The organism is Streptomyces sp. NPDC005863 (genome assembly GCF_042871345.1).
GTDB lineage: Bacteria > Actinomycetota > Actinomycetes > Streptomycetales > Streptomycetaceae > Streptomyces.
Window position 1 is genome coordinate 74,447 of the sequence record NZ_JBIAII010000014.1, and the last position, 15,311, is coordinate 89,757.

At 72.9% G+C, this 15,311-nt stretch carries 9 protein-coding genes and 1 pseudogene; 6 read left to right on the forward strand and 4 right to left on the reverse strand.

Annotated elements, in window-relative coordinates:
• The first annotated feature begins 12 nt into the window (after positions 1–12).
• The 4 genes and pseudogenes from ACFYO9_RS34340 to pulA all read left to right on the forward strand — a co-directional run bounded on the left by ACFYO9_RS34340 (position 13) and on the right by pulA (position 6,987).
• Entirely contained in the window at positions 13–1,662 is a 1,650-nt protein-coding gene (locus ACFYO9_RS34340; protein WP_358777161.1) for a glycoside hydrolase family 13 protein, read from the forward strand.
• Positions 1,659–2,714: a LacI family DNA-binding transcriptional regulator gene (locus tag ACFYO9_RS34345; RefSeq protein WP_358777160.1), complete on the forward strand. Its 1,056-nt coding sequence runs from the start codon at positions 1,659–1,661 to the stop codon at positions 2,712–2,714. Before ACFYO9_RS34340 ends, ACFYO9_RS34345 begins: the two co-directional genes overlap by 4 nt.
• Positions 2,715–2,812: 98 nt before the next feature.
• Positions 2,813–4,210 (forward strand): annotated as a pseudogene (locus tag ACFYO9_RS34350) (alpha-amylase family protein); the annotation flags it as partial.
• 59 nt (positions 4,211–4,269) lie between these two features.
• Entirely contained in the window at positions 4,270–6,987 is a 2,718-nt protein-coding gene (pulA, locus tag ACFYO9_RS34355; RefSeq protein ID WP_358777159.1) for a pullulanase-type alpha-1,6-glucosidase, read from the forward strand.
• A 35-nt stretch (positions 6,988–7,022) separates the two neighbouring features.
• Here the strand turns inward: pulA and ACFYO9_RS34360 are convergent, their stop codons facing one another.
• Together ACFYO9_RS34360 and ACFYO9_RS34365 are read right to left on the reverse strand one after the other, a co-directional pair.
• Positions 7,023–8,330 (reverse strand): lanthionine synthetase C family protein, encoded by a 1,308-nt coding sequence (locus ACFYO9_RS34360; RefSeq protein ID WP_358777158.1) that lies wholly within the window; start codon positions 8,328–8,330, stop codon positions 7,023–7,025.
• Positions 8,327–11,599, reverse strand: a complete 3,273-nt coding sequence (locus ACFYO9_RS34365; RefSeq protein WP_358777157.1) for a lantibiotic dehydratase — start codon at positions 11,597–11,599, stop codon at positions 8,327–8,329. The genes ACFYO9_RS34360 and ACFYO9_RS34365 overlap by 4 nt, the downstream gene beginning before the upstream one ends.
• Before the next feature lie 282 nt (positions 11,600–11,881).
• On the opposite strand from ACFYO9_RS34365, the gene ACFYO9_RS34370 reads away from it, so the two are divergent.
• Complete coding sequence (locus ACFYO9_RS34370; RefSeq protein ID WP_355815067.1) at positions 11,882–12,022, forward strand: hypothetical protein; 141 nt, start codon at positions 11,882–11,884, stop codon at positions 12,020–12,022.
• A 304-nt stretch (positions 12,023–12,326) separates the two neighbouring features.
• Here ACFYO9_RS34370 and ACFYO9_RS34375 read toward each other — a convergent pair whose 3' ends face one another.
• Together ACFYO9_RS34375 and ACFYO9_RS34380 are read right to left on the reverse strand one after the other, a co-directional pair.
• Positions 12,327–13,409 carry a chitinase gene (locus ACFYO9_RS34375; protein ID WP_358777156.1) on the reverse strand — a complete coding sequence of 361 codons (1,083 nt, stop codon included), beginning with the start codon at positions 13,407–13,409 and terminating at the stop codon, positions 12,327–12,329.
• A 190-nt stretch (positions 13,410–13,599) separates the two neighbouring features.
• Positions 13,600–14,055: an Lrp/AsnC family transcriptional regulator gene (locus ACFYO9_RS34380; RefSeq protein WP_355815073.1), complete on the reverse strand. Its 456-nt coding sequence runs from the start codon at positions 14,053–14,055 to the stop codon at positions 13,600–13,602.
• A gap of 141 nt (positions 14,056–14,196) precedes the next feature.
• Here ACFYO9_RS34380 and ACFYO9_RS34385 point away from each other — a divergent pair, with 141 nt between their 5' ends.
• Positions 14,197–15,234, forward strand: a complete 1,038-nt coding sequence (locus ACFYO9_RS34385) for an asparaginase (RefSeq protein ID WP_358777155.1) — start codon at positions 14,197–14,199, stop codon at positions 15,232–15,234.
• The last annotated feature ends 77 nt before the right edge of the window (positions 15,235–15,311 follow it).

Sequence of the window (15,311 nt, forward strand, 5' to 3'; positions counted from 1 at the left end):
TCCAGGGAAGACATGACCCAGCATCTCGCTGCCCCTGCCGCCCCCACCACCGAGACACAGCCGGACTGGTGGCGCGGCGCGGTGATCTACCAGGTGTATCCGCGCAGCTTCGCCGACTCCAACGGCGACGGCATGGGCGACCTGGCGGGCATCCGCAGCCGGCTGCCGTACCTCAGGGACCTCGGCGTCGACGCCGTCTGGCTCAGCCCCTTCTACGCGTCCCCGCAGGCCGACGCCGGGTACGACGTCGCCGACTACCGGGCCATCGACCCCATGTTCGGCAGCCTCCTGGACGCCGACGCCGTCATCCGCGACGCCCACGCCCTCGGCCTGCGCATCATCGTGGACCTGGTGCCCAACCACTCCTCCGACCGCCACGACTGGTTCCGGCGCGCCCTCGCCGAGGGGCCGGGATCCCCGCTGCGGGAGCGCTACCACTTCCGCCCCGGCAAGGGCGCCGACGGCGAACTCCCGCCCAACGACTGGGAGTCCATCTTCGGCGGCCCCGCCTGGACCCGGGTGCCCGACGGCGACTGGTACCTGCACCTCTTCGCGCCCGAGCAGCCCGACTTCAACTGGGAACACCCCGCCGTCCGGGACGAGTTCCGCTCCATCCTGCGGTTCTGGCTCGACATGGGGGTGGACGGCTTCCGCGTCGACGTGGCGCACGGCCTGGTCAAGGCGGCCGGGCTGCCCGACATCGGAAGCGGCGACCAGCTCAAGCTGCTCGGCAACGACGTGATGCCGTTCTTCGACCAGGACGGCGTGCACGAGATCTACCGCAGCTGGCGGCAGGTCCTCGAGGAGTACGAGGGCGCCCGCGTCCTCGTCGCCGAGGCGTGGACCCCGACCGTCGAGCGCTCCGCCCACTATGTGCGCCCCGACGAGATGCACCAGGCCTTCAACTTCCAGTACCTGGGCACCTCGTGGGACGCAGAGGAGCTGCGCGCGGTCATCGACGTGTCGCTGGCCGCGATGCGTCCGGTGGGGGCGCCCGCCACCTGGGTGCTCTCCAACCACGACGTCACCCGGCACACCACGCGGTTCGCCAACCCGCCCGGCATGGGAACCCAGTTGCGGACCGCCGGCGACCGCGAACTCGGCCTGCGCCGTGCCCGCGCCGCGACCCTGCTGATGCTGGCGCTGCCCGGCTCCGCCTATCTGTACCAGGGCGAGGAGCTCGGCCTGCCCGACGTCACCGACCTGCCCGACGAGGTGCGCCAGGACCCCTCGTTCCTCCGGGCCGCGGGCCAGGACGGCTTCCGGGACGGCTGCCGGGTGCCCATCCCGTGGACCACCGACGGGTCGTCGTACGGCTTCGGCGCGGGCGGCAGCTGGCTCCCGCAGCCGGCCGGCTGGGGCGAGCTGAGCGTGCAGGCGCAGACCGGCGACCCGGGCTCGACCCTGGAGCTGTACCGCAGCGCGCTCGCCGTGCGCCGCACGGAGCCGGGGCTCGGCGCGGGCACCGCCGTCGAATGGCTCGACGCCCCCGAAGGGGTGCTCGCCTTCGCTCGCGAGGGCTTCGTCTGCACGGTGAACACCACCGGCGAACCCGTACGGATCCCGGCCCCCGGCAAGGTCCTGCTCGCCGTCGAGGAGGCGGAGGTCGTGGACGGGACGGTGGTCCTGCCCGCCGACTCCACCCTCTGGTGGACGGTGTGACGCTGCCCGCCACGCCGCGGGACGCCCGTCGGGGCGCCCCGCGGCTCCGGGACATCGCCGCCCAGGCCCAGGTCAGCGAGGCCACCGCGAGCCGGGTGCTCAACGGCAAGGCGGGGGTGGCGGCGGGCACCAGGCGCCGCGTCCTCGCCGCCCTCGACGTCCTCGGCTACGAGCGCCCCACCCGGCTGAAGCGGCGCAGCGCAGGCCTGGTCGGCCTGGTCATCCCCGAGCTGACCAACCCGATCTTCCCCGCCTTCGCGCAGGTCATCGAGCAGGTCCTGGCCGGCCACGGCTACACCCCGATGCTCTGTACGCAGATGCCGGGCGGCGCCACCGAGGACGAGCTGGTCGAGCAGCTGGAGGACCGCGGGGTCAGCGGCATCATCTTCCTGTCGGGCCTGCACGCCGACCTGACGGCCGACCCCACGCGCTACCGGGAACTGGCCCACCGCAAGGTGCCGTTCGTCCTCGTCAACGGCTACAACGAGGACATCCCGGTCTCCTTCGTCTCGCCCGACGACTGCTCGGCGGTGCGGATGGCGGTGCGCCACCTCGTCGACCTGGGGCACGAGCGGATCGGCCTGGCCATCGGACCGACCCGGTACGTCCCCTCCCTGCGCAAGGCGGAAGGGTTCACGGCGGCGCTGCACAGCATGCTCGGGGTGGCGCCTGCGGGGGCCGAACAACTCGTGCAGCGCACGCTGTTCACCGTCGAGGGCGGCCAGGCCGCGGCCGGCGCGCTGCTCGACCTGGGCTGCACGGCGATGGTCTGCGGCAGCGACCTGATGGCGCTGGGTGCCGTCAGGGCGGTGCGCGCACGCGGCCTGACCGTGCCCGGTGACGTCTCCGTGGTCGGCTTCGACGACTCCCAACTCATCGCCTTCACCGATCCGCCGCTGACCACCGTGCGCCAGCCGGTGCAGGCGATGGCGACCGCAGCGGTGGGTGCGCTCCTGGAAGAGATCGACGGAAACCCGGTGCAGCGCACGGAGTTCGTCTTCCAGCCGGAGCTGGTGGTGCGCGGTTCCACCGGGGTGTGTCCAGAGGGTTGACCCCGCCCTCGGGGAGCCATACGGTCCAACCCGCAACAACTTGTGGCGACTTGCTGCAAGAAATTGCCGAAGGTTCCCCCGACGCGCAGGAGGTCCCCATGACCGGCCGGATATTCAAGCGCCGCAAGCCCGTCGCCGCCGCGGTCGCCCTGGTGGCGGGGGTGGCGGGCGGCCTCGTCGCCGGGGCCCCCACCGCCCAGGCCGCCCCGCCCGGCACCAAGGACGTCACCGCCGTCCTCTTCGAGTGGAAGTACGCGTCGGTCGCCAAGGCCTGCACGACCCAACTCGGCCCGTCCGGCTACGGATACGTGCAGGTGTCGCCGCCGCAGGAGCGCATCCAGGAGGCCGCCTGGTGGGCCGCCTACCAGCCGGTCAGCTACAAGATCGGCACCAGGCTCGGCAACCGCGCCGACTTCGCCCGGATGGTCGACACCTGCCACTCCGCCGGGGTGAAGGTCCTCGCCGACGCGGTCATCAACCACATGACCAACGCCTCGGGCACCGGCTCGGCGGGCTCCCGCTTCACCAAGTACGACTATCCCGGCACCTACTCCGCCGCCGACATGGACGACTGCAAGGCCCCCATCGGCGACTACCAGGACCGGTGGAACGTCCAGCACTGCGAACTGGGGGGCCTGGCCGACCTGGACACCGGTGAGGAGTACGTGCGCGGCCGCATCGCCGGCTACCTGAACGACCTCCTCTCCCTCGGCGTGGACGGTTTCCGTATCGACGCGGCCAAGCACATGCCCGTCGAGGACCTGAAGAACATCAAGGCGCGGCTGAGCGACCCGGGCGTCTACTGGAAGCAGGAGACCCTGTACGGGGCGGGCGAGCCGATCTCGCCGAGCGAGTACACCGCCACCGGCGACCCCCAGGAGTTCCGCTACGGCTGGGACCTGAAGCGGGTCTTCAAGGACGAGAAGCTCGCCTACCTCAAGAACTTCGGGGAGGGCTGGGGGTACCTGCCGAGCGGCTCGGCCTCGGTGTTCGTCACCAACCACGACACCGAGCGGCACGGCCAGACCCTCTCCTACAAGGACGGCGCCGACTACACCCTCGCGCACGTCTTCATGCTGGCCTGGCCCTACGGCTCGCCCGACGTCCACTCCGGCTACGAGTTCAGCGACATCGACGCCGGGTCGCCCGACGGCGGTCTGGTGAAGGCGTGTTACAGCGACGGCTGGAAGTGCCAGCACGCGTGGCCGGAGATCCGTTCCATGGTCGGGCTCCGCAACACCGCGCGCGGCGCCGCCGTCACCGACTGGTGGGACGACGGGAACGACGCGATCGCCTTCGGCCGGGGCAACAAGGCGTACGTGGTCATCAACCACGAGGGCTCCATGATCGAGCGCACCTTCCAGACGTCGCTGGCGGCGGGCACGTACTGCGACGTGCAGAGCGGCAGGAAGGTCGGCGTGGACGGCTCGGGCCGGTTCACCGCCTCGCTCGCGCCGAACACGGCGCTCGCGCTGCACACCGGCGCCAAGAGCTGCTGACCCCGCCCCCTCCCCGTGTGCCCCGACCCCCTCAAGCCCCTCAAGGAGAAGCTGACGTGACCGGCTCCCCGCGCCGCACCGCCGTGACCGTGGCCGTCGCCCTGCTCGCCGCCTGTGTGCCCCTGAGCGCGTCGGCGGCGGCCCTGCCGCCCGCGCCCGCCGCACCGAACGCGGCCGCCGAGCCCGCCGACGGCCTCGACCTGTCGAAGTCCAGGGCCCAGTGGATCGACCGGTCGACGCTGGTCTGGGACGGCGACACCGGCACCGAGCACGAGCTGTGGTACGCGCGGCACGGGGGCCTCACCGTCAAGGACGGCGAACTGAGCGGCGCGGCCCAGCGGCTGCGCCTCACCCCGGTCGAGGGGGGCCTCACCGACGCCCAGAAGGCGAGGTTCCCGCACCTCAAGGGGTACGCCGCCTTCACCGTCGATCGCCGGGACCGCGACCGGGTCCGCGCCGCCCTCACCGGCCAGCTCGTCGCCGCCGGACGCGCCGCCGACGGCACCCTGCGCGCCGCCACCGGCGTCCAGACCCAGGGTGTCCTCGACGACCTGCACGCCACCTCCGCGGGCACGGCGCGGCTCGGACCGCGCTTCGCTCACGGCCGGGTCACCCTCGCCGTCTGGGCGCCCACCGCGCAGCACGTCGCGCTGGACATCGGCGGCCGCACCGTCCCGATGCACCGGGACCGCGCGTCCGGGGTGTGGTCGGTGACCGGCCCCGGCAGCTGGCGGGGCAAGGCCTACCGGTACGTCGTGCGGGTGTGGGCGCCGAGCGTACGGAAGATCGTCACGAACAAGGTCACCGACCCGTACTCGACGGCCGTGACCAGCGACTCCCGACGGAGCCTCGCCGTCGACCTCGGCGACCCGCGGCTCGCCCCCAAGGGCTGGTCGGCGCTGCGCAAGCCGAAGGCGACCCCGCTGCGCGACGCGCAGATCCAGGAGCTGCACATCCGCGACTTCTCCGTCGAGGACCGCACGTCGGACCACCCCGGCCGGTACCTGGCGTTCACCGACGAGAACTCCGACGGCATGCGGCACCTGCGCGGCCTCGCCCGCGCCGGCACCTCGTACGTGCATCTGCTGCCGGCCTTCGACGTCGGGACCATCCCCGAACGCGCGGCGGACCAGGTGACCCCCGACTGCGACCTGCCGTCGTACGCCCCCGACTCCGACGCACAACAGGCCTGCGTGTCCAAGAGCGCGGCCGAGGACGCGTACAACTGGGGCTACGACCCGCTGCACTACACCGTCCCGGAGGGCTCGTACGCGAGCGACCCCGAAGGGACCCGGCGCACCGTCGAGTTCCGCAGGATGGTGCAGGGGCTGGGCGGCGCGGGACTGCGCACGGTCATGGACGTCGTCTACAACCACACCGTCGCGAGCGGTCAGGCCGAGAAGTCCGTGCTCGACAAGATCGTGCCCGGCTACTACCAGCGCCTGACGGCCGACGGCACCGTCGCCACGTCCACCTGCTGCGCCAACACGGCCCCCGAGAACGCCATGATGGGCAAGCTGGTCGTCGACTCGATCGTCACCTGGGCCAGGGAGTACAAGGTCGACGGCTTCCGCTTCGACCTGATGGGGCACCACCCCAAGGCGAACATCCTCGCCGTCCGCAAGGCCCTGGACGCGCTGACCGTGGCGAAGGACGGCGTCGACGGCAAAAGCATCGTCCTGTACGGCGAGGGGTGGAACTTCGGGGAGGTCGCCGACGACGCGCGCTTCGTGCAGGCCACGCAGAAGAACATGGCGGGCACCGGCGTCGCGACCTTCTCGGACCGCTCCCGCGACGCGCTGCGCGGCGGCGGCCCCTTCGACGACGACCCGCGCGTACAGGGCTTCGCCAGCGGGCTCTCCACCGACCCCAACTCCTCGAAGGCGAACGGTACTCCGGCTCAGCAGAAGGCCCGGCTCCTCCACTACCAGGACCTCATCAAGGTGGGCCTGTCCGGCAACCTCGCCGCCTTCACCTTCCGGGACTCGTCGGGAGCGACGGTCAAGGGCGCGGACGTCGACTACAACGGCGCGCCCGCCGGTTACGCGGCGGCCCCCGGCGACGCCCTCTCCTACGCCGACGCGCACGACAACGAATCCCTCTACGACGCGCTCGCCTTCAAGCTGCCCGAGGGCACGTCGGCGGCCGACCGCGCCAGGATGCAGGTCCTCGCGATGGCCACGGCCACCCTGTCGCAGGGCCCTGCGCTCTCCCAGGCCGGCACGGACCTGTTGCGCTCGAAGTCCCTGGACCGCAACTCCTTCGACAGCGGCGACTGGTTCAACGCCATCCACTGGAACTGCCGGGCCGGCAACGGCTTCGGCCGCGGGCTGCCACCGGCCGCCGACAACCAGGCCAAGTGGCCCTACGCGAAGCCCCTGTTGGCGTCGTCACCGTCGCTGACCCCCGGCTGCGCGCAGATCAACGGCGCGTCGGCCGCGTACCGGGACCTGCTCAAGATCCGCGCCACCGAGCCCGCCTTCTCCCTGGCTACGGCAGGACAGGTCCAGTCGGCGCTGTCCTTCCCGCTCTCCGGTACCGAGGCCGAGACGCCGGGCGTCATCACCATGCAGCTGGACGACCTGGTCGTCGTCCTCAACGCGAGCCCGCGGACGCAGCGGCAGCGCGTCGCAGCCGTGCGCGGCGCCCGGTACGCCCTGCATCCGGTGCAGGCGTCCGGGTCCGACGCGAAGGTCAAGTCGGCCTCGTACGACCGAGGTTCGGGCGACTTCACGGTCCCCGCACGGACGGTGGCCGTCTTCAAGCGCCGCTGAGGGGGCGCTGAGTGGGGGAGGGCTTTCGACGCCGCTCAGCACAGCAAAAGCGCTGCCTGCCACGCCAGTTCGCCGCGCGGCGCGTCCGGGTCCTGCGCACTGCGCAGAGCGAGCGCGGCGCCCGCCGCCCCGTCGAGGAAGCCGGGACGGTGCACGAGGGCGGGCCCCTCGGGTGCGGCGGCGGGCCAGAGGAAGGGGTGGTCCGGATCGGCCGCGCGCGCCAGGGTGTCGGCCAGCGCCGGTACCCTCGACGCCAGTTCGCCCCCGCCGGGCTCGCGCGCCATCAGGGACACGATCGTGGTGAGCCCCGCCAGCCCGTGGCAGAGCGTGGGGTCACCCGAGGCGCGGTCCTGGTCCGGGCGGTCGCACACCGCGGCGACCGCGGAGATCGCCTGACGGTTCCACTCCGGCTCCTTGAGGGCCAGCGCGGCGAGTTGGAGGGCGCGGGCGACACCGGGCGTGCCGTAGCACCAGCCGGTACGGGCCTCCGCCAACTCGGGGCGGGCTCCGGCGGCCGCCGCCAACTCCGCGTCGAGCGGGACGATGTTGGGCCAGCCGGTGCCGTCCGGGTCGCGCCGGTCGAGGAGCCACTCGGCGATGGTGCGGATGGCCCGCTCCTGGCCCGGCACCCGTACGCCCGCGCGGTGGGCGAGTGACAGCAGGGCGAGCGGTCCGGGGATGCCGTGCGCGAGACCGGCGTTGAAGTGGCCGCCGGGAATCCCGTCCGGCTCGCTGAGCAGGATCGGGTCGCCGGTCCACCAGCCGGGCACGGTGCGGCCGCCCGGCTCGGTGACGGGGCGGGTGAGGGCGACGAGGTGGGAGAGGACCAGCTCGGTGGTCGCGCGGTGCTCGGGCCCGGCGGCCAGGAGCAGCCGCCCGATGCCGGAGAGCCCGGCGATCACGTCGTAGCCGGCCATCCTGGCCCCGCCCGTCCCCGCCGCCACCCGCGCGGAGTCGTCCGCCACCAGCCGCCGGGCCAGCAGGGAGACTTGGTCGTCGAGACGGGCCAGGAGAGCGGCGTACTCGCCGGGCCGGGTGACCGCGGTCCGCGCGGCGAAGGCGACCGCGGGCAGCCCCGCGTACAGCCCCTCCCGCGCGGGCCTGCGCACCCCGGTGACGGCCGCAGACAGATGGGCGTGCGCGGCGGCGGCGTACCCGCGCTCGCCGTGGGCCAGCGCCGCGAAGAGGAGCCCCACCCCGGCGTGGCCGTCCGCGAGGGACTGGGGGTGCCACAGGGAGCGGGTGGTGGCAGGACCGGGCGGCTCGGCGTCGGTCACCCGCGCGGCCAGCGCCACCGGGTCGGCCATGCGCGCGGCGAGTTGTGCGACGGCGTCCTCGGTCATGCGCGTGCCCTTTCCCGGTCGAGGTGTGCCTGGACCGCGCCGCGGGCGACGGCGAGGGTTTGTGCTTCGGCCGTACGGTCTGTGCCGAGGCGTCGGTTGGTGTGCATGTGGACGAGGGAGGCGAGTACGGCGTCGGGGGAGACGCTCAGCGTGCCCCGTTCCTCCTGGGCGCGCACGAGCCGCCCGAAGCGTTCCGGAGCCGAGAGCAGCGGCAGCGTCGTTGGGTCCGGCCGCCCCTCGGTGGTGATCGTGGCTAGCGCCGCCCTTCTGCGGGCCGCGAACGCCTTGTGGTGCAGCTCCCGCTTGGGGTACGTGACGGTGAGCCACTGCCGCCAGTCGCCGCCGTAACCCCGGTGGAAGGCCCGTACCAGCTCCGTCACGTCGTACGCGGTGGACAGGATGCGGTCGTCCGTGGGCGCCGCGAGCCGGTCGACGATCAGCCGGCTGTCGGCGTGGAACACCTCCTCGGCCGCGCCGAGCAGCGCGGGGCCGCCGTAACGCTCGGTCTCGGGGGAGTAGCTGTCCAGGCGCAGCCCCCGGGCGAGCCCGTCGGCCGCGAGCCGCCCGGCCAGCTCGTGCAGACGGGGCAGGAGCACGCCGTTGAGCAGCGCGGGGTCGCCGTGCAACCGCAGCCGCACGTGCGGGTCCGGATCGGCGTACCGGATGAAGAACCACCGGTCGACACCTTCCGGCCCGCCCTCGGGGCCGCCCTCCGGCCCGCCGCCGGGGCCGGTGAGGAAGTCGCGCAGCGGACCGGTCAGGAGCTCGTCCTGACGCTCGGCGGAGGCGTAGAGCGTCGCGTACAGCCAGGGGCCGCCGGGGGCGATCTCGCCGGTGCCGCGCCGCGCCGTGGGGCGCGTGACGCGTGGGGAGGGGGTGGGCTCTGCCGCCCGGGCCTCGGGCGCGCGGGGCGTCAGTGTCACCACGGCCTCCGCCTCGTGGGCGCCGCCGGGCCCGTGCAGCCAGCCGCCGTCGGTGTCCTGGCCGAGGGGCGGCTCGTGGACGACGGCCACGCCCTGGCGCGCGCACTCGCGGCGCAGGATCTCCCGGTGGGCCGGGACGGCGAGGTTGAGGGGGATGCGGTGGTCGCCGAGGGTGAGCAGGACGTGGTCGGGCACGCGCCACAGGGCACGCCACTCGTCCAGAGGCGGACCGGCCGCGTCGAGGCGCCAGCGGGCCGGAGTGAGGACGGTGCGCCCTGCGCGTACGGCGGGCAGGAACGGCAGGTCCTCCGCGGCGCCCCACTCCCACAGCCGCCACTGCCTGCGCGCGAACGCGGCGGCCTCGACGAGGAAGCGCACCACGTTGGGCGCGGCCAGTTCGCGGTTGAGGACGTGCAGCGCCGACGGGGTCAGCTCGCGGCCGAGTTCCGTGGACACGATCCGGAACCCCTCCGAGTCGGCGCTCACGGCGATCGAGTCGAGCGTGAGGTCGGTGACACCGGGTGCGGCGGGCCCGGGGTGGGCGCCGACGACCAACCGCCCGTCCAGCCAGGTCGGCACCTGGGCGACGTTGGCGTGCCGGTGCCGCGACGCCTGGTGGTGGACCTGCACGGGCAGCCGTCCGGGAGTCTCGCGCGCGGAGCGCACGATGTCCCGCATCGCCTCGCGCCGGCCGGCCGGGAAGAGGTGTGCGAAGCGGCCCATCAGCCCCCCGGAGGCGCTGGCCGCGCCGCCCAGGACCAGGGTGAAGTCGCCCCGGTCCACGGCGGCGGCCGACTCCGCCGCGATCTGCACGACGAGTTCGAGTGCGGGCGGCCGAACGGTGGCGCCGGCGGCCTCGTCCCGGTCGGCCCCCTCGAACCTGCGCAACAGCTCCTCGTCGAGGACGACCTCGTGCGCCCCGCGCGCCTGCGCCTCGGCGGCAAGCCCCAGCAGCAGGCGCCGGCGCTCGGGCCCGGGAGGTACGGGGCCCGGTTCGGGGCGGTGGCTCGGAGGCAGCCGGTACCCGGCCGGGGCGCCGAGACCGATGTCTGGGTCGAGGACCTCCTTGACGGGGACGTGGCGTCCGAGACCGTAGCGCTCCACGAAGTCCTGGTGATACGCGGTGAGTCGGCCGGGGCCGGGTGGCGACAGGCGCCACAGGGCGGTGGCGGCGCGCTCCAACTCCCTGGCCACGGCGTGCGAGAGGACGGCGGTGCCGTCGAGGCGGAGGTCCACCTGGACGGTGTGGGACGGGGCGGCCGGGGAGTGGGCCGGGGAGGCGGTCGCGGCACCGGTCGCCGTCACGGCACCGGTCGCGGCATCGGTCACCGCACCGGTTCCGGGGCCCTCGGCGGCGCGTTCGCGTGCCGCGCGCCAGGCGTTCCTGCCCTCCCCGAGCGGCGTACGGCGGTAGGCGTCCAGCGACGCGCGCAGCTCACCGATCCACCGGGCGGCGGGTGTGGCCGCCGGGAGCAGCGCCTCGACGTGGGCGAGCGGGTCGGGCGCGTCCAGCGGCGGGCGCAGTTCGGTCAGGAGCACCTCCGCGCCGATCAACCGGGCGACGAGGTGCGCCACGGCGCCCTCGGGTGCCCCGGGGAAGCGTGACTCGACCTCCCGCACCAGGTCGTCGCAGCGGACGGGGCGGGCGGCGGCCTCGACGACGGCACGGACGACCGGGGTGTGGCGCAGGGTCCGGGACGTGGGGCGGTTTCCCGCCGAACCCGCCGAACCCGCCGAACCCGCCGAACCCGCTGCATCTGCCGTGCCCGTCCCGCCCGCGGCCCCCACGGTCCCGGCCGCCGGCGCGAACGGCAGGACCAGGCGCCCGCCCCGCACGAAGCACAGCCCGTTCACCACCACGCTGAGCCCCGCGTGCACGGCCGGGTCGCGTTCCCAACCGGCGACGAGGCCCGCGAGCCACCCGGCGTCGGGACGCGCCGCCCGGTGCCCCGCGCCGGTCAGCTCCCCCTTGGTGGCCTCGCCGAAGGTGCCCCACAGGACGCCGGCGAGCAGGCCGAAGGGGGTGGGGCGGGAGGCGGCCCTGAGCAGGTAGCGGGTCACGGCCCGGTGCGCCTTGCGCAGCTCGGCGGGGGCCACGGGGGCGTCGGCACGGACGGCGTCGAGGGTGCGGGCGAGCGAGGGGCTGGAGACGTCGAGGGCCTCCCGGAGCCGGGGGTCCTCCAGCAACTCCAGGAGCTGGCGGCGGACTTCACCGGGCTCGGCGGGGGCGGCGTCCGGCCCGGCCGGCTCCGCACCCGGTTCCTCGGCGTCCCGCCACGTCGCCCGGACTCTCGACCGGGCAAGCAGCGGTGCCCGCAGCAGCACCCCCTCCGCACAGCGAAACATCGGTTCTGTGCTCTGCTCAGGCCGCATTCGCGCCGCGTCCCCCTCCTCCGTACACCAAGAACTCGGCCTCCGTGCACCATGAAACTGGCCGAGAAATACCCGATTCCTCCCGCCACGGGAATGTCGCCACAGTAACTCCGGTACGCCCTTACCGGTACCCCTTGACTCCGTCCGCTATCCGTACCTACATTCCGATTCTGCCGCCACAGTGCGGTGATTGGGCAGGTTCCACTGGTTCCACAGGGTTTCCAGGTTCGACTGGATTCCGAGGAAGGAATTCCCATGTCCGACAACACGTCGCAGGACCTCTTCGACATCGACCTCACCGAGACGGCCATCCAGGACGTCGACGCCGACAGCGCCGCGGGCGGCTTCTCCGACGACTCCTGCTTCCGTACGTGTACGACCTGCGCCGTCTGCTGACGGAGGCCGGGTGAGGACCGGGCCCGGCGGTGTCCCGTACCGCCGGGCCCGGCAGGCGCCGTGTCACGGGTGCCCCCGCCGACGGCGCGCACTGCCCTTTCGGGCAACGCCGTTTGTGCGGTCGGGCAGGATTGCGGCGATAGGTGGCGACACCATTGACGCGGCGCGCGTTTGCGGGTCAGGCTTTCCTGAGGGGTTCTGTCGAGTCGAATTCATGCAGGCTTCATGCGAGCCTGAAAAGCGAAAAACCGACGCCCGTGGAAGAGGATTCCGGGCGTCGGTTTTCAGGGGACCGGCTGACCGGCTATGTGAGCCGGCCGAAGTTGTCCCCGAAGGTCCACCCCTTTGCACCGTCCCAGTTGATGGACCAGGTCATCAGGCCCTTGAGGGCGCCGCCGTAGTGGTTCCAGGCCTGGGCCACCAGGCTCGGGGACATGTAGCCGCCGCCGGCGCCCGGCTGGGCTGGGAGGCCCGGGACCTGCTTGTCGTAGGGGACCTTGATCGTGGTGCCCTGGATGACCAGGCCCTTGTTGAGGCAGTCGGTCTGCGCGGTGAAGCCCTGGACGGTGCCGGCCGAGTAGGAGTCGCCGGAGCAGCCGTACATGCTGCCGTTGTAGTACTGCATATTGAGCCACCACAGGCGGCCGTTGTCCGCGTACTTCTTGATGATGGGGAGGTACGCGCCCCAGATCGATCCGTAGACCACGCTGCCGCCGGTCACGTACGCCGTCTCGGGCGCCATCGTGAGGCCGAAGCCCGCGGGCATCTTCGCGAGCACGCCGTCGATGATGCGGATCAAGTTGGTCTGCGATGGGGAGAGTTGGCTGATGTTGCCGCTGCCCACCAGGCCGGTCTCGATGTCGATGTCGATGCCGTCGAAGTTGTACTTCTTCAGGATCGGCACGATCGTCTCGACGAAGCGGTCGGCGACCTTGCTGGAGCTCAGGTCGATCCCGGCCGCCGCGCCGCCGATGGACATGAGGATGGTCGCGCCGTCCGCCTTGGCCTGGCACATCTCGGCCGGGGTCGCGACCTTCACGGTGGCGTCCATGCCGTCCTCCCACAGGACGGTGCCGTCGGAGCGGATGACGGGGAACGCCGCGTTGATCACGTTGTAGCCGTGCTGGCGCATCCGTGGATCGGTGATCGGGGTCCAGCCGAACGGCGGGTGCACGCCGTTGGACGCGCCGTCCCAGTTCTCCCAGTACCCCTGGAGCACCTTGCCTGCCGGTCTCGGCTTCAGCGCGCAGGTGTCCGCCTGGGGCGCGGCGCCCCGGGATTCCACGGACGGGGCGGAGGCGGGAGCCGCCGAGGCGACGGCCGGCAGCTGTGCGACACAGGCCAGTGCCAGGGCGGACCCCAGCAGGCGTAACGTCCGACCGATCACGCTGTGCTCCCTGGGTGCGGAGGGGACCTGGAGACGTGCCTGGTGCGGTGCGTCAACTTAGGCTGGACCAGACCAGCCGTCAATAGGTCTGTACCAAAGGGGAGTTGGCCGGACGGCGAGCGGGAACGGTCGCCGTCAGCCGTCAGCCGTCAGCCGTCAGCCGTCAGCCCCGCGCCGTCAGCCCTCGCCCTCAGCCGTCCACCGGCAGACCCTGCGGCTCCTTGATCCGCTTCATGATGATCTGCGAGTTGACCTCCGTGACCCCCGCGAGCGCCGTGAGCCGCTCGATCCAGAGACGCTCGTACGCGGCGAGGTCCGCGACCGCGATGCGCAGCAGGCAGCCGGGGCTCCCGAACAGGCGGTGCGCCTCGATGACGTCCGGGATCTCCTGGAGCGCCGCCTCGAACGCCTCGACCGTCTCGCGGTCGCGCCGCACCTCGATGGAGACGAGCACCTCGAAGCCGCGGCCGACCGCCTCCGGGGCGACGACCGCGCGATATCCCTGGATCACGCCGTCCAGCTCCAGCTGCCGCACCCGCCGCATGCACGGCGACGGGCTCAGGCCCACCCGCGCGGCGAGCTCCTGGTTGGTCAGCCGCCCGTCGTTCTGCAGCTCGCGCAAGATATTGCGGTCGATGTCATCCATGACGCAATTATCCACCACGTATATTGCGGCAGCGCCTGAATTTGGCAAACACATTGCGCTCTGTTCGACCTATCCTTGCGCCGAGGCTGCCCCACCACTCGGGGGCTGATGGTCCTCAGGATCCCCGGGAGGTACGCAGACGTGGAAGCACAGGCGCGACGGATCGTCGTCATCAGCACCGGCGGAACGATCGCCAGCCGCTGGCAGGGGGCCGGCTTCGCCGCCGACGCCCCCGGCCGCGAGGTGCTCGCCACCGCATCGATACCGCACGGCATAGCCTCCGAGGTCATCGACCTGTTCAACGTGAACAGCCCCCGGCTGACCTCCGCCCAGCAGCTCACCCTGCTGCGCACCGTGCGCGAGGTCTTCGCCGACCCCGCCGTCGACGGCATCGTCGTCACCCACGGCACGGACACCCTCGAGGAGTCCGCGTACCTGCTCGACCTGCACCACGACGACCCCCGCCCGGTCGTCTTCACCGGCGCCCAGAAGCCGCTCGGCGCCGAGGGCGGCGACGGCCCCGGCAACCTCTACGACGCGCTGCTCACCGCCGCCACCGTGCGCGACCTCGGCGTCCTGATCGTCTTCGACGGCAAGGTGCACGCCGCGCGCGGCACCGTGAAGACCCAGACCCTCGCCGCCGACGCGTTCGCCGACCCGTCCCGGCCGCCCGTCGGCAAGGTGGGCTTCGGCAAGGTGTCGGTCCTGAACCGCCCGGTGCGCCCCGAGGCGTTGCCGGTGCCCCCGGCCGTGCCCACCGGATCGCTGCCGCGCATCGACATGGTCATGCACCACGTCGACGCCGACCCGCTCTTCCTGGAGACCGCGGTCGAGGCCGGGGCCGAGGGCATCGTGCTGGTCGCCACCGGCGCGGGCAACGCGACGCCCGAGTTCGTCGGCGCCGTCACCGCCGCCATCGAGCGCGGCGTGGTCATCGCCCTCACCACCCGCGTCCAGGCCGGCCCCGTCACCGAGATCTACACGCACGGCGGCGCCGTCGACCTCTCGGCCGCCGGAGCGGTCCTCACCGGCACGCTGCGTGCCGGGCAGGCGCGGAGCGCGGTGCTCGCCGCCCTGCTCTCCGCCACCGGACCGGCCGAGCGCACGGCTCAGCTGCGTCGCATCGTCGGTGAGTCGACACCCGCGGTCACGGGCGACGCCTCCGGCCGGGCCGCCTGAGGCTGCCCCCGAGCCTTCCGCCTCGAAGGACCGATGAAGATGCTGCGGGCCGGTTGCGGCTGGTCGCGCAGTTCCCC